Here is a 19,464-nt window from a genome sequence, read left to right on the forward strand (position 1 = left end):
CTTCGGTAGGTTGGGTGCTATCCATGACCGGGTTTGGGGTAGACAGGGTTCGCGGCGGGCGTTCATAGAATGAATGACGGACGGAAATTCAGTGAATTCGATGGCGAATGAGACCACGACGGTCGGGTCACGTACGGGTGAGTCGTTTAGTGAACTATCGATCTTGGCCAATACTGGCCACGAGAACATCCCATCGCTCGAGCAAGACGCGTATCATCACCGGCAGATCGAAGGTGATCGGACGGATGTCGAAATAGTCACTCGAGCGCTGGAACTCGAGATGAACGTCGTCCTCAAGGGCCCACCGGGAGTCGGGAAGAGCTTTCTCACGCGGTATCTCTGCGCGATGACTAATCGACCGCTGTACCGCGTGACACTCTCCGAAACGACGTACAAGGAGGACCTGCTCGGACACCTTCATCTGGTGAGTTCTGATAGCGGGGACACGGTCACGGAGTGGATCGACGGGCCGCTCACCAGGGCGGTTCGAGAGGGCGGGCTCCTGCTGCTCGACGAGATCAACGCGGCGGACGCCAACACCGTAGCGGCACTGAACGCTGTGATGGAGCAGCGAGCGACGCGTTCGCTGACAATTCCCCAGACCGGCGAACAGATCACGCCCCACGAGGAGTTCCGCGTCGTCGCAACCTCCAATCCGGGCTATCAGGGAACCTACGAGCTGAACGATGCGTTCGAAGACCGGTTCCGGCACGTGAAACTCTCGTACCTGCCTCAGTCCGTCGAAGCGGACCTGATTTTCGACCGGACGGAATTAGACAGGGGGAAAGAAGACCAGATCACCGAGCTGGTGTCGTTTGCGAGCCGCCTCCGTGAAGCATACATGGACGGCGAGCTGTCCACGCCGATTACGACACGAGAGTTAGTGCGGATCGCCCGATTCATGGAAGACGACTTCATGCCGCTGCAGGAAGCGGCGCGGAGCGAACTCGTCGCCCGCGTCGACGAGTACGACGAATCGCTCGTTCGAACCCTTATCGACAAGCGACTGTAGATGCACCTGACAGAGGAGACCAGTACCGCTGACCTCGCCGCGCTTTCGACGCCCAAACGGGCGTCCAAGGAGCGCCGCCGCGAACTCGAACGCCTCGCGTCGCTCTGTACCGACCGGGAGACGAGCGTGACTGTCACGCTCGACGAAGACCGAGCGCTAGCACAACCTGACAAGGGAGGCCACGAGGAGGCGTACGAGATCCTGATTCCCACCGAAAAATACGAACAGCACGGGACTGATCTTCCACAGGGACTCTGGGACCGGTCGCTACAGGTGGCGTTTCTGTTTCACGAACTCGGGCACGTCTACTACTCCGATTTCGACCGGTTCGGCGATTGCCTAAAGGGTGTCGGCGGCCGGTGGCGTGACTTGTTTCGGATGGTGTACAACACGGTCGAGGACGGGGTCATCGAAACCCAGGTGGCGAACGAGTTCAACGTCACCGGGGATTTCATCGTCCTCAACGAGGTGCTCGCCAACCGTGCTGACCGCCGACACCGCCAGTACGTCGAACTGTTCGACCTCGAAACTGTCGACGGCGAACCCGTTCAGTCCTACACCGTTTTCGAAGCTCTGGCGGTCGGGCTGCTCGATCGGGGGTTCGTGGATAGCGGGCGATTCGATGCGATCGTCGACCCGGGAAACGAGCGGCGTGTCGTTCACAACGGCAGGCGGGATGCGCTGGTTGACCTGATCCCGGTGATGGACGACTACGTGACCGAGATGCTGTCGGATCCTAGCGGGACGAAACGCGTCACCCGAGCACGCGAGTTCTTCGAAAGCGCGCGAGCGACGTTCGAGTCGCTTCCGCCGCTGCAGAGTAACCGACTCCAGACGGCACCGGTCCGTCCCGCTGATGCACGAGCACGACAGGACTGGGGTGTCAAGCCGGCGGATAAACTCCCCGACGAACGAGCCGCCAACGAACGCGTCACCGGTGATCAACGAGACGAACGGACAACGCAGTCAGGAACCGGCCAGCGTGCTGAGGTCGGTAGCACGGACGACCACCGTCCCCCTGGGTCGCTCGAAGACGAGACCGTTCGCCGGGTCGCTCGGCAACGAACACGGGCACAGGCATCACGGGGAACCACGGGCCGGTCACCGCTTGAGCAGGAGGCACGGCGACTGCTCGGGATTGTCGACGACGACACGACGGATCTCGAGAAAGTCGTCGTCGTTGATCCGGTCGAGGAAGGAGATATGGAGCGGTGGACCGCAGCCGTCGATCGGTCACGCAAGCTCCAGCAGGATCTGGCGACGCAACTCAGACGCGAGCGGCGACCCCGGGACACTGGCGGGTATCGCGCTGGTCGCCTCGATGGGCGGCGACTGGTTGCGGCGAACCGCGGAACGCAACGCGTGTTCACTCGCCGCGAGTCCGGGACGATGAAAGACTACTCCTGTCTCGTTGTCCTCGACCGGTCAGGGTCGATGGACGGGGACCCGATCCGAACGGCTGAGACAGCGACCGCGCAACTCGTACACGCACTGTTCGAAGTCGGGGTCGACGTCTCTGTCCTGTCGGTCTGGGAAGGAACCCCTTGTCTCGAAGTCCCGTTCGGCGCACGCCCCGCGGACCACGTCGACCGTTTGATGACCGAGCGGGCGGACTGGGGGACGCCGTTGTCGACAGCAGTCGCGGTGAGTCGAAAACGGATCGATCGCGGGGAAGGGTCGTACCCGTTCGTCGTCGTCGTTACTGACGGGGAACCGGACGACCCGACGCGATACCGGTCGGAACTCGAAAAATGCACGTTTCCAGTATTCGGCGTGTACATCGGGGCAGACTCGGGGTCGCACACCGAGTTCTTCGACCACATCACCTACGCGGATGCGGACTCGCTCGAACGGACACTCCAGCGACTCGTCAGGACGTTATTCTCGACAGAGGCCTAACCCATGACAGAAGAATCACCGAGACATCTGCGCGCCGCACTCGCTACGGGACGGTCGACACCCGATGACGTTATCGACCGCGCGCTCGACCATCTTGACGCCGAAGCCGACCCGGTACGCGAACACGCGCTCCGAACCCTCGTCGCGGCGACGGAGACGCGTCCGGAGCGCGTCATTGATGTCGTCGACACGGTCGATTCGTCGCTACGACCAGGGCGCGCGGTAACCGCCGAGGAACTGGTTGCGCTGCGAGACCTCGCTCGTCACCGCCCCCGCGCTCTCTCACCGCTGGTAGATTCACTTGGAACGGCGCTGTCGAACCCTGACGAGTCAGAAGTCCGCCCCGCGCTCGCTGCAGCACTCCTCGGTGACATCGGTGGGGCCGCGCCAGGTGTTGTGAAACCGGCTCTAGGGCCGCTTGTCGGCCTCACTGAGAGTTCGGTGACGGACACCGCAGTCGAAGCGGCGTGGGCAGTGACGAGAACCGCAGTGAACGAACCTGCGATGCTCCGTCCAGTCATCGCTGGCCGCGTCTGGGACCTCGACAGTGACGACCCCGCGACGATCATCAGCGCGCTTGGAACCCTCGGGCGGATCGGGTGGTTCCTTCCCGAGCACCTCGCCGGTCTCGACGAGATCGCGGCGCACGTCGACCACCCCGTATCCGACGTGCGGGCAGCAGCGATTCGAGCGCTGGGCCGTATCGCGGACATCCAGCAAACCGCGACGCTCGGAATCCCCCATCCGGACCGTGTCGAACCATATCTGGACCGGATCGTTGCTCGGCTGGCGGATCCCGATTCCGAGGTCCGATGCGCGGCCGCGATCGCGCTGAAGCAAGTCGCTCGTCAAGACCCCAGCGCAGTCCGCGAATACCGCGACGACCTTTTGCGGATGACTGATGATGACGATTGGGAAGTTCGCCTTGCGACGCTCAAAGCACTCGAGTACACGTTCGACGCTGGAACCTTCGATTTACACCGGTTGCAAGAACGCGTGCTCCCGTGTCTCGCTGACGGCGACGGCGATGTCGAGGGAGCTGCAATTAGCCTGCTCCTGACCGTCGTCGAAGAAATCCGGACGGATGCTCCCGGCATTGCAAGTCATCTTATCGACCTGCTGCTGTGGGCACAGTTCACGTCCCAGGGCCTCTTCGAAACCAAGGATCCACTCCACGAACTCGAAGACTGCGGCATTACGCTCCCCGACATCCCACGGTACGTGGAACTCGCCCAGACGCTCTCTGAACTGGGTGGCTTCGCAGATCAGCAAACGACAGCGAAACTGTGCGGCGTTATCGCTCGCCAGTCACCCGACCACGGATTGGCAGCGATCAGGATTTTACAGTCACTCCTCGCGGACGACGGCGAAGCGGCTCGCAGACAGGTGCTTGAAGAGTTCAAATCGTTCATCCAAGCCGACCCGGCCGTTGCCCCCATGCTCTGGCAGATCACCGCGAGTGTCTACAAATACGACCCTGTTCTCAGGGACGAAGCGGCTCGCGTACTGACGGTGAGCGACACGGAGGACCCGTCGTTTCTCGCCGACATCATCGATCTGCAGCGTCGATTTCTTCAAGACGAAATGGAGGACGACGACGAATCCGAAGACGAAGATGAGGACGGGGACGGTGACTTGGGCGTTTTGTTCGGTTCCGAACCAAGTGGTGGTTCGCTCGAGCCGTTCATTGACTCATCACCACAGCTCGTAACTGACGCTGCGCTAACGCTGCTCAGCTCTTTCCCGGCTGAACATGACTCGACGGAGTACAGCGCGGAACTCCTCGCCCAGGCTGTTTCGGACGGTGGCACCATCGATCTAGAAACTGCCGAAACCCTTGAGGAAACTATCCGTGCCGAAGACACGTCACCGACAGTCGTTGCATGGCTCTCCACAGCCCTTCTCCTCGCCACAGAAGACACGGAGATACGCGACCGGGCTATCGACCGTCTTCACTCGTTCGCCGAGCGCCACGAGGACACACCAATCCTTGCCTGTCTCCGTCTCCTCGCGGACGACACACCGAGATTTGCCGCCCGTATCCTGGTAAATCACCCACCAATCGCTATCCTGCCGGAAATGAACGCCGAAACCCTGGCAGAGATTATCACCGCTCACCCTCGCCTGTATCTCCACTGCCGAGGCCGTGAATCACCGTTCAGCGCCCATCCAATAGCCCCGGGATACGCGAACGACGCAAAATGGCTTGGCGAACTCTCCGAGACCATCCCCCAGACGGTTCCCGCAACACAGTGGATTCAAGAGGAATTCTGGAGCGATGATGGCGAGCTCACAGCAAGTTTACTCGAAGCCATTGGCCGTGGTGCTGCCATGGCCGGTGACGACGGATTCGAGATCTGGGCCGCGTATCCGCACTCCGATGTCCGCCGTGTTACGACCCACCTCGACGAGGATCATGCCGAACCCTCAGCGTCTTCCCCGGCCCATCTCGAGGGCCCCGAAAACGCCACGAGGGAGCAGGTCGACGAGATCGCGACCCACCTGTCGGCAACTGATCCCGACCGCTGTCAACGTGCGGCTGAGTTGCTCGTAACCATCGGTGCTCACAATCCAGACCTCCGCTCCTATGTTCGCCAGCATCTCCTCACGACCACCGTCGCGCTCGACGAAGTAGCAGCACCAGACTCGCTCCTCGGGGCGCTTGCAACTCTCGCTCCCAAGGCCACGGGGAGTTCCACATCAGAATTCAGATCGACCCCAGCTGACCCTCTTGTTCGAGACACCCCTTCTCCGGTGATACAGCAATACGCGCGATTCGGGACGCCGTCCGTCCGAGAAGTTGCACTGTGTACATTACGCTCGCTCCCGGCTGAAACGGTCGGTTCACCGGCCGAAGACGTACTCATCGAACGACTGCGCGACCCGGACGCCATCGTCCGCGCGCAAGCTGCACGAACAGTGGGTCATTTCGCCGGAAATGGACTCAAGGTCACGACGCCGCTCGTTGACGCAGTTGTGGATGGGCTTGACGGGCCACGCCACGTCACGATTGCCTGCTGCGAAGCGGTCGGTCACTGCGGTGCCGCCGACCCAACTAGTACTGATCGCGCCGTGTCAGAACTCGAAATCCGACTTCGAGCCCGCGAACGAGGTGTCCGACGGGCCGCTGCCACTGCACTTGCCCGGATCAGCGACGTTGAACCCGATTCGCTCATTCCAATTACAGACACGCTCATTGAACGGTTCTGCGAAGACCAGGTCGCCCAGGGTGAACTCCTCCCAGCGATATCGACGCTCCCTATTGATGAGACCCCGAAGCACGACCGTGTTGCCGAAACAGCTCTCACGGTACTCATGGAGTCAGACCGACCGTCCGTCAGTCAAGCAGCCGGACGCCTCCTCACCGCCATCGTTGACGACTCCCCCGGGTCAGTACGCATGCATCTCGACGCTGTGTCCGACCGACTGGAAGACCAGTACGACGACGCAATCATATCTGACCTCGCCGATGTGGGGGTAACCCCTCTGTCGCTATATTGGTTACTTCGAGTTATCGGCACCTGTACACGAGAAAATCCTCGTATCGCCGACCGGTTCGACTGGCTGATCTCCGAAGCGATCGACTACATGGACGGTTCGGCTTCTGACGGAATTGCGACCTACGGAGTATACAGCGACGACCACGTCACTGCACGCGCCTTAGCTCGGGTTACCGCACGCGTGGCAGCCCTCGGTGGATTAGACTGTTACAACACGGTACTCGAACACTGGCCCGAAGACCCGACGAAACCCGACCTGGAACCCGCAGAGACTGCCCATCATCTTACGATCACGGACGAAGCGTCCCGTACAAACACGTTAAAAACGTTCGTTGAAAACGCATCACAGGCCCGTGTTGATTCTGTTATCGGAGAACTCCTCGATCACGGAATAACGCTCAACCGGAATGAAGCTATTTTCGATTCCCTTGAGGAATTACTTCCCCTTACCGAGAATAAACGACTCCATCGAAGAGGAGTATCGAAACTGCTTGAGACTAGTCGTGACGGCAATTGGGAAATCCGTACTAATGCTGTCGAAACACTAGCTAGACTTGGTGCAACAAGTGTTGTGCCAGCTGATGAAGTTATTGCGCACTTTTTCAGCTTTTTTAACGACAGAACTCCAGCTCAAGAATCCGTAGCTGGCTCGATAATGGACCTCCTCCAGCACTCAGAGCTTAGTCCAGAATTAGTGTTTAGATCAGCAGTCATACAGTATGAGGGATCACCTAATTCTCCAAACGTAAGAAAAACGGGAATCTGCCTTGTCGCTAAACTTGGGATACGCTACTCGTCTGTGCGCGAGCGAGCAGTGAATCTACTGATGAGTTCAATTGAGGATAAAAATCAATGGGTTCGTCAGCAATCGGCAGATGGTTTAGTCGAACTAAAAAGACGGGGTTCAGACTGGTAGTGTTTAGTTAGCAGCATTGAGCCAGCGAGCGAACGCTTGGAGCCATGAGACGGCTGTTTCCGATTAAACGTGTCTGAAGCAGTCGAAAACGATGAAGTTCGGGTTTGAGTTCGCGGAAGATTCGTTCGACATCGTTCCGATTTCCGTGGCGACGCATCTGAAATCGGAGCCCTGCTCGGCGGAGTGCAGTTTGGAGATGTTGAGCGCCATCGACCAGAAACAAGGTGTTTTCGACATCGTGTTTCTCGCCCAGTTCGCGGAGGAACATATTGATGAGTACGGTCGTGGTCATCGAAAACAACCGTACTTGAAGCAGCTGATTTGTCGTCGGATCAGCGGTGGCGTACAGCCAGTATTGCTGGTCATTGATCCGAATCACAGTCTTATCAAGCGCGATGTGATTCATGTTCTGTCTGGTATCAGGCTGTAAATCGGCTTTCTGCACCCAATAATGGATTGCCTTTCGACTGCGTTAGCCTTGTTTAGACGCCAGATTGTGGGCTGTTGAGAGCCTGTGACTCAATCGGGGTGAGACAGACGCCAGTAGTTCGGCTCGGCTAGTTACTTCCCTGTCCCGGAGCGCCCGGCTACTGCGGTCAATCCATGCTGATCAGACCGATCTCCGCTCGGGAACTACCAATACTCGGTAGTAATTCCGACTCGCAGACGCGCGAACCAGCGTTCTCAACTGCTCTTACGAGCGTCTAAACACGGCCGTTCTTAGTTGTCTAGGTGTTCCCTGAGTTCGTCGATTCCGGCGACCAATAGGTCATCGTCGGTGCTTCGGTTTGTCCAATCAACTTCAATGATGTCGAACCCGAGGGGGAGGCTTCCAAAGTCTGTTACGTGGGTCCCTCCAGCCGCGACTACGACCTTATCAGTGTGGTCGGGAATGTGGTCGCAGACCTCTTGGAAGCGGTCAATCGTAGTCCGGTCCGTCGTCACGTACACCAGCACGTCCGCATTGACAACATTGGCGGCTTGAGACTCGGTATTCGGCCGGATGTTCCTTTCAATGAACCGGGGAACCAGACTTCCGTAGACCAGCTCCTTGAAGTCGTTCACCAATCCATAGTTTACTTTCGACGCCGCGGTTTTGAGTTCGTCGTCTTTGAGTTCATTGAGAGAGATAGACGATGCTGAGACAGTAACCCACTGTGGGAACAGACCGGGCGGCAGATACACGAAATTTGTCTCCTGCCCGCTATGAAGATTCGACGACGGCGCCTGTCCGGATTGGAGGTCACCATATCCGTCTTCCAGCCACTCGGGCCCGCGTCCTCGGTAGTCGTCTTCGACGTGGTGGAACAGCCCGATCAACGTTGCCATTACGGCCTCATCGTCGGATGTGATGAACGTTACCGACCGCACGTCACTGTACAGAATAAATTTCCCGACCGCTGCGAGGAAGACAGATACCACTGTGGCATCTACCAATACTGCGATGGGGACTGTCGGCGAGAGAAAACGAGTACTCTCAGAGACGATGGAAAGTGAGGCATCACCGAACCAGTAGAGGTCGAAGAACCCGACCACTGAGGGAATAGCGACGAATAGGAACAACCCAGATGCCGCGATGGGATACTCTCCTTGCCGCTTACCCGCTCTTAGCTGTGGGACAAACCCGCTACCTATACCCGCGAGGAATGTCACGACGGCAACGTACCAGTCTTCCAATAAGGGGTAGTTTTCGACCCAGTGACCAGCGACAACCACGTTCCAGATAACGTAGACAGTCGCAATAAACACAATAAAGACCTTCTGAAACCGCTTAGTCCGGTCAAACATGAACAGCACCAGCCACCCGGTGACTAGTCCGGCTGCCGCAACAATGGCTACCGCTATTTCCCCGCTAGTTGCCACTTCGACAGTCCGATACCCAACCCCTTTAGCGTCCCATGCCCAGTTCAACAGTTCGTTGACACGGACCGCGAGTAGCCCGAGAATGACGCCGAGGACGAGTAACTTCCGGCGGTCATGTTTTTGGATGTCCCACAGGGCCGTAGGCGGTGATTGTGCGTTCTTGCCACTCATCACTCTTTGTCGGCATCCCGGTCAACCGACGAGGGGAACCCGACAACCCGATAGTACTCCTTCCGGAGTTTATCCACAAGCTCGTCCTCACTAGGCACTAGAAGTTCTCGCTTCCCATCTTCAATTGAGACGTTGATTGTGTCACACCGAGTCGGGAAACCTCCGTCAGAGTTCATTGGTAGGAATCGGTCCTCAACGCCTGACTGTGACCCACCGTCAGCCTGCGCCGCCGCGCGTTCAGCGTGGTACGCCACCCCATCAAGTCCGTAGCCTTGGTGCTGAGCGAGTTCAGGGACCCTGTCCAGGTGTAGGTGCCGGTCCTCCATGTCAGTGATCGTAGTCCACAGGGACCGGCCCATCGTCTCCTTGTATTCCGACTTGCAGTCATCGGCGAAGATCGTGAGGTTATCGAGAAAGACTCCCCCGAGGAAGGTCGTCATTGCGACATCGTGGTCGTCACCCGCTGGTACCCGTGATGCTCCGTAGTCGTCTTTATCCAGCGCCATGCGATCTAGATCTTCCCAGATTTCATCAATTTGTGCGACCTCGTCGGGTCTATATCCGTCAAATGCGGTACTCAGGAACACTGAGTTAACTAGGTGACCGTCATATGGGGTGCCTTCGCTGTGGGTCAGTTCCACCTCTTTAACCGGGAAGTGATCATTCATAAACCCAGGGAGCATATTCACCAGCTCTTCGACGAGGTGATCTTTCTCGTCCTCCTCGCTGAGGATGCCAGCTTCACCCAGGTTCTGGTCGCTTTGGAGGAAACCCTCGTTGTCCGGCTCAATCTCGTTCTTGAACGGACCAGGTTGGCCTGGAGACTCGTACACCGAGAGACTCAACGGGTCACGAACATTATCGCTGGTCTGATGATAGTCGCTTCCCTTATCCATGCGGATGTTCTGTATCGTTTCCAACCGTTCACGGACATCCGCATACTTGTCGAGTTCGTTCTCAACTTCGTCGCGCTCGTCCTCAAAAGGCTCGATAAGTACAGTCTTGAACGCGTCTTCGAGTGGGTCTTCGAACTGCTGTTTGAAGGTGTCGAATTCAGTTGGGAGGTTACCATCCCAGCCACCCTTGAGCCACTCCTTGACCTCGTCGATATCGACCACGATATCTTCTTCAACTACCGTAATAAATTCACGGACATTTGAGTCAGCGTCACTTGGCTGAAGCTCTCCGGGGTCATCACTGACTTCCGTTCGAGCATCCTTAAGATGGCGCTTGACGGTCTCAGTGAGTTGGTTGCGGGCGCTGACCAACTCGTTATCCACCCCTGCGTCGAAATACTCCCCATTTACTATCTCATCGGTATCTCCCCACGGTTCGTCCCACGCAGGGAGGTCAATGATCGAGTCGTCAATCATCTTCTCCGCCTCATCGTAATTGTCCTTGTAGGTCTGATGCTGGGTCTTGCCAATCCAACCTCTGGCTTTTTCTTTGATTGCCTCAGTAGGGTCCTCTTCCATCTTTTTTGCTCGTAGGATTTCTCTACGGGCACGAACAAGGTTCCGTACTGATGATTTCACCCTCTGACTGTCCGGGGCAGTGACATCATCGTATTTGTTACACGCAGTCTCCAGTTCGTCGAAGTCGTTGAAGTCAAGGCCCTCGTCAGGGACCTGCTCTGGGTTGTTAGCCGCAATTGCGATACCGACCTTCGATATGACCTCGTCCTCAAGCTGACCTACTAGGTTGACCAGTTCTTCCCGGTCAGTGTAGAGGTTATAATAGTTGTCGAGTGTCGGTTCTAAGTCCTGCAGGCAGTTCTCGGCTTTCATCGTGACCCTGGCAGGGGCGTGCTTATCAATGAGTTTATCCAATGCCTCTTTATGTCGTTCCTTTTCAGATTCCTCGTCGTTGAGCTCTTGGATAAACGGGTTTACTTTTGCTGACCGACCAGCGTCATCCGGGTCAAGGGCCAGTTCAATGTCGTCGCCCGCCTCGGAGGCTGCTTCGCTCGCATCAATTGACGATTCGACGGTAGTCGGAATGTCTAGTTCAAGCCCATTCGCGGCCCTATAGAGGCCGGCCCGACGCTTGATTAGCGAGAACTGCTCGATAGCGATCTCAATGAGCGTGTCCTCTTCCCCCTTCCACCCGTCGTTGGGCCTGTACTGGGTGTAGTCTCCTAGTGAGTTAGGAAGCCGTTCGATGATATCCTTTGCGACCGCTGCTCGCTGTTCTGCATCTCGCTCCCACTCCGCTTGGTCTCTGGAGACATCGAACGTGTCTAAGATGTCTTCATGGAGGGTCCCTGATGCGTGGTATCCGATCCGATCCATGTAAGACTCTCCGAGCAACTCTTGGAGGGTCTCGATCTCGTCTCTAAGGGTGTTGGCCTGATCGTTCTCAAGCCGGTACTCGTGGTTCTGTGGCGGTTGCAGGGGGTCATCGACAATTTCATTTCTGACACTAGGATCAAGCGCGGCCGTGGCCTCTTCTAAAGACTCCAGTAGATCCGCTTCCTGCTCAATGGCGGTTTCCTTTTCTTGGACGTAACTTTCTAAGTTAGATTCGGTGTCTTCGACATCCTCGGTGACGTACCTTGCGTACTGCGGGACTGTGAGTGTAAAGGGGGCGTACTTCGGTGGGCCGTTGTTTTCGCCTCCGCTGAAGTCTTGTCTCGTGTCCGGTTGATCGTCTAGATTGTACCACGCGAGAAGCGCGTATAGAACTCCTTTATTGAACGCTGATTCATCAACATGAGCATCAAACGGGAGAAGATGAATCGTTTCGAACAGTTTCCGGTCGTTCAATTCAAGATACTCAAGCTCCGATAGTGCCGCGTACGCATTCGTCTTCTCGTTTGGCCCGTCGTTCGCCGACGGAGCAGGCAAGCTCCCGAATAACGTGAGGTCTCCGTTCGTCTGTTCAATGATCCGGTAGGCAAGGTCGATGAGGATGCCGGACCCGGTCCCGCCTCCAAATCCAACAACAACTGCAACCTCCGGGGTATCATTAGAATTCTCAAGGTCGTTAATGAGGTCACCGAGAGGATCATTGTCAGACTGACCGAGTCGGTGGATCGCTTTCGTGAGTCCGCGCTTGCGATTTACGCCGGTGGAAGCGAGTCCCTTGAGGCTATCGACTGTTTTATTCTCTTCAAGCCACCAAGCTTCAAGGTCAAGTTCCCGCATGATCTGCGGAATGTATGTTTCGTTGACGACGTTGTTAGGGTGCAGTAAATTCTGGTCGATATCCCCGAGATCGATCGTGGTAGCGTCGATCGTAATGTCTAACGGATCGTCTACCGTTGCCTTTGCGTTTTCGGCGGCCTTGTCAAAATCATCTTCGATATCCTCAGGAGTCTCATTAGTATCCGTGTTAACGAAATATGCGTTGAAGTCAGACGGGTTCCCGTCTGGCCCGTTGTCTATCTCATCAGATAGAAGCGCTTCAAAAAACCATTTCTGGTCGGGAAGTGTCCATCCAATCTTCGTCCCAGCTCCACCCAAGAACACCACATGGGTCGGTGCCCGCAGTCTTGCCATGGAACATTCTATTTGCCTCGGATGTTATTAGGTTTTATGTACATATCAGCCAAAGAACCGCTGAACGAAATCGTGTATTACTATCCGCCTAACAATATATAAACAGAATTATTGTGAAATTATACTAATAAATTTATCAATCTTGACAACTATGCGTTCTGATTCAGGACTGTAATTATCTCTCCAACAGATATTTTCGATATGTCGTGAATATTATACCTGAAAAGAAAATTTGGGATGTGATAGGCTGAGTTCCAATCTTCGATCGGTTCGTTCGTTGCGAGACTGCGCCCTAACGGGCTCATACGTGAGTTCCTGGGCAGGTGACCGCAGATCACTCATTAGACACGCTATGGAACAACGCCGGTAGTTGCTAATTAATCATAACAAAAAGGCACTGTATCAGTGTCAAACTATGAGGCAGAGATTTTTAGTATAGGTATACTTATTGTGCATCTATCAATGACGGTGGGTCAGCAGAGTCTTACCAAGCTGCTATATGGAGAAATCAAGGAACTGTTCGTCTACCATATTGAGGAGGTGAAAACTATCCTTTGGCAGATGTTTGCGATATTCGTCTGTTCTGGAGTGTTGGCGTATGCTTGGTACATCGGCTGGATAACCGGAAATGCGTACGATCTCTTTAATATTCTCAGTATAATGCTCCCGGTGAATGAAGCCACTCTCTTCACTATCCCGGCTGGCTTCCTTTTCGGCTTGTTTGGGTTGTTCGTTCTAGACGACTACAAGCGACTCCAAGGGCTGTTCCTATTCGCGTCAGGATTAATCGGTATCGCCACAATCGTTGTGTTTGTTGACGCGCTCCAAGGCTACAGTTGGTTTACCGTTGAGACAATCGGTACAGGGCTACTAGCATTTGTGTTCGGAATGCTGTATGGTGGCCTAATAGAAGAGTTGCGAACTGATGGGCTGAATGTTTTCGACGAGGGGCTCGAGCGGTTTAGATCTTTAGTGTTTATTGTCGGGATCTGGGCAATCGCAGAGGCGCTCATTGATGAGAACCTTATTTGGACCGCCGGAGATGTTCCGACGGTCGTCGCGGGGATAGCGATACCGGCGAAGTTTCCTGGAAAAATAATCGGATTGGAGTTTGACCCAATTGTCTCGCTTGTAGCGTTTGTTGTCTTTATGGGGGCACTCTTGTGGCTCCTCGAACTGCTCGGAAAGTTTGGCGATCATGACCTCGACAAGTCCGTACTCATTCTCGGTCCGGACAGGGCTGGCAAAACGTGGTTCATGGGTGGAACGGCTTACTGCCTCATGGACCAGGCGATTCAAGGAAATCAGACAGTTGACCCAGATCCAAATGACCCACTTGACGATATTCGCTCTGCTTTCGCCCAAGATGACTTTGACAACGAGTTACTCGAACCGAACGAGGGGAGTGAGCACGATTTCTTCCGCTTTCAGTTCAGGCACGGACTGATCAAACGCCAGCGGGTGACAGTTAAGACCGTCGACTATCCTGGTGAGCATCTCAAACAAATCGAAACGGACATCGATGATGCTTGGGACACATTCCTTGACAAGTGGGACGACTATGAAGACCGCAAGGTTCCAACCTTCGAAGAGCTCAGAGAGAAGGATCGACAGAATGGCATTGATCCCGACCAGATGACATCATTACTCTCGATACTCGCTATGGACGCCGATACGCTCGGATTGGTGCTTCCAATGGACGAGTTCGCTGAGGAATTAGACGACAATGAACTCCCGGAATACCTCGATCAATCTGACTTGGAGTCGCGACGGCAGTCTCGAGCCGTCCCTCGCCGAACCAATAGTAACGAGACAGGGAACGGGTTCTTCGAAGTGTACAAAGAACTCTGTGACGACAAAGACTTCTTCTTCCTAGCCACCATGAGCGACACTTTCTTGCAGACATACAGTATGTACGAGGGCAAGTTTCCGAAGACCTCATGGGACGACTTCCGGGAACACATCTGGGGGTATGTACAAGACCTCAGCAAGAGAGACCAGTTTGAACCCGGTGTCAATCTGGACATGGAGCGACACAAATACATATATCCGGTCTACTTCGAACCCGACAAATCGAACCCACGGACACAAGACGGTGAGCTAAAGCCGAAACTTGATTGGGATGATGACCACTACGCATTGCGAGGGCTACAGTACGTACTGGAAAGGATTGGGCGATAACCGATGACGGAATTTTTCATTGCCAACAACAGCGGTGATGTCGTTTACCCTCTGAAAGATGAGGAGCCGTCAACCGACTGGTCTATAGAACTAGTCAAAGTACTTCCGGAATTGAACCGCAATGGGTTCCAATTCTATGCACATCCTGAAGCTGGTAGGGCGGTATCGTTCTTTAAGGGATCTCGTGGCACGCGAAATCAGTTCTACGGAGTTCTGAATGGGACTTCCGAAACAGACCTGTTAAAAGAGTTGAAACAGCGTGTCGAAGAGGCGTTCCAAAATCAAGGATGGATGATTGCGGAGACAGAGACGGGTGGTGATGCGATCTATACCGGCATGACCACTGCCGAGGTGATTGAGGATTTGGCAATTGAAGAAAGGTATTTGTCCCGACTAATCAAGGATAGTCAGGATGACGAACCGGTGGAATTGGGGGCACCCGACACTATTACTGCCCTTCAAATGTCCCTATTTCTGTTTGAGCAGTACGGACAAAACATCCGAGTCTCAATCTGTGAGTCCGGCATCGTAGATGACCTTCCACTCAGCGACGTAGTCGTAATTCCAAATGACTCCGAGGAACCGGGCCAACCGGTGAGAGCTACGAAGGAAAAACTGGACAAAATAAAACTTGAATCACGGATAGATGATGCAAAGGCCGAGACAGAACGGCTCTTATTTGGGGATGAGAACAGACATGACTCTTCGGGGAACTCTCCCGGTCAGATTGCGAACGCTCTCAACCCACTCTCATTCGGAGGAGACAAGTTCCTTGTTGAGACAGAGGACCAACGAAAATATCGCCTGAACCAACCTCTAACGAAGTACCTGTTTACTGGCGCAGCGGTTGGACTACTGTTCAGTATCATTATTGGTTGGATGTTTGGCATATTTGGATCAGCTGTGAATACATTAACTCGTACGATATACCTCCATCAGTGGCCGATTCGCGTCTTTGACGCGATCCCCCAATCCGTGGCTGTTGAGAGTTGGTATGTCGTTGTCGGATGTGTCGTGACCGTCACTCTGTCGACGGTAGATAGGAGAAGGGTCCAGGGTGGATTGGGCATGGCTCACCAAGTTATTAAGAATATCTACGAATTCTTAGTGAATGCGTCTGCGGATGATGAGGTCGGAAATAACTCTGTCGTCGTGAGTGAACTTCAGACCGGGCTTGAACGAATTCAAGAGAATTCTGCGGCCGATGACAGGTACGGTGGATTCTTGTCCATCGTCCAAGATCATATCTTTACCGACACCGCGATCGAGGTTGAACCGGCTGCCAGTGCTGAACGAGCGGAGCGACGTGCGGCCGCAAAAGGCTTTGCGGTAGGTCTGGCGGCAGTTTCACTCATCGCGGGGCTGACCGGAGCGGTTGCCGTCGGCATTGACCAGTTGTGGATCCCGTTCATTAACGGCGCAATAGCGGTCGCCCTCTTGACCGGCGGTTGGACGCTTGGCAAGGGTCTGTTCAGACTTATATGGGGATTTTACAGGCCTCTGAAGGGGTTCCTGAAAGAGAAGAGAGAGTGGTCTTCGACCGGTTTATTTGGCGGGATCGCCCGGTGGAACAGGGTAAAACTTGGGCTTGTGTCCCTGGGAATCGTGTCTTGTATCGACCTATGGGCAGATATCTGGGCCTCGGGCGAGGGCATCGCGGTCCAAGCCCTGACGGTAGCGGCCGCCGAGACATTCGGACGGGCTGGATTCGGTATCGAGAACGGCGTTGAACTATTGTTCTTCTTCACGCTGAGTTACCTCCTCATCTGGTTTAGTACCCTGAGATACGCTACCGGTGAGAAGACGTATCCTGAGATGGTCACCGTCGCGATGGTGGTCGGGGTCGGAGCAGTATGGGCAACAGGGTCCGGAGAGCTGGTGAAGGGTGCTGGCGCTGCCGTCGGTGTTCCCCTCGGGATAATCGTTGGCGTCGCATCCGCGAAGGCTACTACCGAACTTGTCACGACGCTGATCACCACTGCGTTGCGGGCGGGGGGTGTTTACATTATTGTCGAACGGATCATCTCCTACCAGTCTCCACTCCTCTACGACACTGAGACTCAGCAGATCGTCACCGGTACTTTCGGGTTTGAGGGCCTTGAGTCGCTGTCCGCATTCGTTGCAGGAGAATTGGCGCTCATCATCGCAGGAGTCGCTTTCCTTCCAGTCGCAATTAAAACCGGACGAAATCGGGCTCAGGTATTAATCCTCGGGCCCCAGAGTATGGGGTCTGACGACCCTGACAAGGGTAGGATCGGTCAAATGAACGAAACTAAAAACTTCATCACCTTACTATATCATGCAATGAAATATAGGGACGATATTGAAGAAATCACTCCGAACAACCACCTTAGTACACTGATCGAGCAACCTGAGATGGACTTTGAGGACGAACTGGCGTCGTCGGAAATCCTCGACATTGAATTCAGCTTCACAATTGGAGGAAAACGTGAGGGGGTCGTAACTTTCCCGTACATGCAGGAGGAATACTTGACCGATTCGCTGAATGACCAAATCGATCAGAATAAAAAGGCCTTAAGCAGGTCTTCAGATAGCGAAGACGACGGTGCGGTCTCCACTGTCGCGGACGCAGTGGTCCGCGCTGATGTCATCCTCCTCTTGTTCCCGGTTGAAAGTGCATTAGAGGAGCGATCTGGGTCATCACCCAACAATGATGTCGGCCAAGAACTCAGGTATTTGCCCGTTTACAAGGATCTGATCTACGACCACCTGATGATCGGGAAGTCGGACCCGGAAATCATCGGGGTGGCTACCGAGGCAGCAAGGTTCGCACAGCGCCAATACGGAGCTGGTGACGGTGACGAGATAGACGATGAGGTCATCCGGAACAACTTCATGGACCTGCGTCTAACGGTAACCGATCATGTAGCTAATCAGATGATAACCGAACAGTTGGATAACGGTGTCCAAGGCAATTTGTACGTCCCTATTTGGCTCGCAAAGGAAGGCGAACTAGGCTCCGTCCGGGGAGCAGACCCCATCGTGAGCTCGATTGTGGACTCTCTCTGATCGGTGAGTGGTGTAGCCGGTCTCTGTGTAGTTTGTTAATGAATCCATCACTCTGACTAATCCTCGAAGGGGTCAGTGTCCATCCAGTCATCGTCCATCTCATCTTGGTCTTCATCGTCTGTCGTTGTTGATGTATTACCGCCGTCGTCCGCTGAGGTGGATGTACTGTCCTCTTCGAAGGGGTTGGTTTCTATCCAACTGTCTTTATTCGACTCAATGTCGTCGCCGTTGTCTGTTGCTTGGTCGGTGTCCTCACCGTCGTCAATCTCGGGCGTGTTGTCGTCTTCAAACGGGTCGAAATCTTGCCACTCGTCGCCTTCCCCAGGTCCTGTTGCTCCAGAACTGTTCGATTCATCTCCTCCGGGAAGCTGCTCCTTTGGGATACCAGCCGCTTTTCCAAGGACGCGTGCCCATTCTTTTGGACTGGGGCGACCCCAGCCCAAATCCTTCGCGCCCGTATCGAAGCACTTAGTGAAGTGTTTCCTGATCTCCCGTGGCAACTGGTCGTATTTTGTTTGCATCCCGTCGTGGGGCTCTAGCCCGTCCGCAGATGTCTCGTACGGGAAGGCGTTCCCTTGGATCATGTCCTGGAGGCTCCCTGTTGCCGCATCGGACCCTTGAGCTAAAAACGGATGGCTCCCCTCCATCAGCAACTGGAAGATATGCACTCCCAGACAGAACCTATCGGCGTCTTTCACCTCTTCGAGACTGTCCGGTCGCTTCTCTGGCGGCGAGTACCGGGGAAAGTACGTGTCGTCATCGTACGTCGTTGTCTCCGTGTTGATGTGGAATGCGTCGCAGTCGATCAGCGTGACGAACCCCTCATTGATGAAGATGTTCTCGTGATTGTAATCACCGATCGCGTGTTCTTGCTCGTGAATCTCATAAACTTGAAAAGCTAAGTTGTACGCGACCATCAACCGATCTTCCTGAGTGGAGTCGTCCCAAGTGAGTTCGAACATCGCGTAACTGAGGGCGTCGAGTGCCTCATCGAGATCCTTTTCAGGCATCTTATAGCCCAGGAACCGTCCGGAATTGTCCTCAACTACCTCTTGGGGCCAGATGATCGACCGGACACCTTCTTGTTCATAGGTCCGGTCCCGCGGTCGGTTCTCTGGCTGCACCATCGCTCGGACTTTATCTGCCTTTTCGGCTCGACAGTCCGGGTTGAACACTTTCACTACCGACTCTTTGGGACCTTCCAGACGGTAGACGGTTCCCTCTGCACCCGACCCGATCTTCGGACCGACTGTTCGAGTTTCCGATCCCACCACGACTGTCTCACCCGCGAGATTTTGATGATTGAGAGCGCTCATTGAGTTCACCTTGGACTGATATAGACCATCTGTACCGAGGATAATAATACTTCCACTAAAATTACAGGTGGGGGGG

At 54.9% G+C, this 19,464-nt stretch carries 8 protein-coding genes and 1 pseudogene; 5 read left to right on the top strand and 4 right to left on the bottom strand.

The window, feature by feature from the left end; genetic code table 11:
• Window positions 1–100: 100 nt before the first annotated feature.
• The 3 genes from HZS54_RS19925 (at window position 101) to HZS54_RS19935 (ending at window position 7,327) form a co-directional block, all read left to right on the top strand.
• Window positions 101–1,012 carry an ATP-binding protein gene (locus tag HZS54_RS19925; RefSeq protein ID WP_179923086.1) on the top strand — a complete coding sequence of 304 codons (912 nt, stop codon included), beginning with the start codon at window positions 101–103 and terminating at the stop codon, window positions 1,010–1,012.
• A gap of 126 nt (window positions 1,013–1,138) precedes the next feature.
• Window positions 1,139–2,911 carry a vWA domain-containing protein gene (locus tag HZS54_RS19930; protein ID WP_246391703.1) on the top strand — a complete coding sequence of 591 codons (1,773 nt, stop codon included), beginning with the start codon at window positions 1,139–1,141 and terminating at the stop codon, window positions 2,909–2,911.
• Between the two features lie 3 nt (window positions 2,912–2,914).
• A complete protein-coding gene (locus tag HZS54_RS19935) occupies window positions 2,915–7,327 on the top strand; it encodes a HEAT repeat domain-containing protein (RefSeq protein WP_179918801.1) in 4,413 nt (1,470 codons plus the stop codon).
• Between the two features lie 63 nt (window positions 7,328–7,390).
• On the opposite strand, the pseudogene HZS54_RS19940 reads toward HZS54_RS19935, so the two are convergent.
• The 3 genes and pseudogenes from HZS54_RS19940 to HZS54_RS19950 all read right to left on the bottom strand — a co-directional run.
• A pseudogene (locus HZS54_RS19940) lies at window positions 7,391–7,799 on the bottom strand (transposase domain-containing protein); the annotation flags it as partial.
• A gap of 248 nt (window positions 7,800–8,047) precedes the next feature.
• Complete coding sequence (locus HZS54_RS19945) at window positions 8,048–9,361, bottom strand: hypothetical protein (protein ID WP_179918802.1); 1,314 nt, start codon at window positions 9,359–9,361, stop codon at window positions 8,048–8,050.
• The gene (locus HZS54_RS19950; protein ID WP_179918803.1) at window positions 9,361–12,861 is read right to left on the bottom strand and encodes a tubulin-like doman-containing protein; all 3,501 of its coding nucleotides are present in this window, start codon (window positions 12,859–12,861) and stop codon (window positions 9,361–9,363) included. Before HZS54_RS19950 ends, HZS54_RS19945 begins: the two co-directional genes overlap by 1 nt.
• Before the next feature lie 462 nt (window positions 12,862–13,323).
• Between HZS54_RS19950 and HZS54_RS19955 the strand changes: the two genes are divergently transcribed.
• Together HZS54_RS19955 and HZS54_RS19960 are read left to right on the top strand one after the other, a co-directional pair.
• Window positions 13,324–15,042, top strand: coding sequence for a hypothetical protein (locus HZS54_RS19955; RefSeq protein ID WP_179918804.1), 1,719 nt, complete (start codon window positions 13,324–13,326; stop codon window positions 15,040–15,042).
• Between the two features lie 3 nt (window positions 15,043–15,045).
• Window positions 15,046–18,072: a hypothetical protein gene (locus HZS54_RS19960; protein ID WP_179918805.1), complete on the top strand. Its 3,027-nt coding sequence runs from the start codon at window positions 15,046–15,048 to the stop codon at window positions 18,070–18,072.
• A gap of 56 nt (window positions 18,073–18,128) precedes the next feature.
• Here HZS54_RS19960 and HZS54_RS19965 read toward each other — a convergent pair whose 3' ends face one another.
• Window positions 18,129–19,388: a hypothetical protein gene (locus tag HZS54_RS19965; protein WP_179918806.1), complete on the bottom strand. Its 1,260-nt coding sequence runs from the start codon at window positions 19,386–19,388 to the stop codon at window positions 18,129–18,131.
• Window positions 19,389–19,464: the final 76 nt, after the last annotated feature.

It is taken from the genome of Halosimplex pelagicum (genome assembly GCF_013415905.1).
In the GTDB taxonomy this organism is placed as follows: domain Archaea; phylum Halobacteriota; class Halobacteria; order Halobacteriales; family Haloarculaceae; genus Halosimplex; species Halosimplex pelagicum.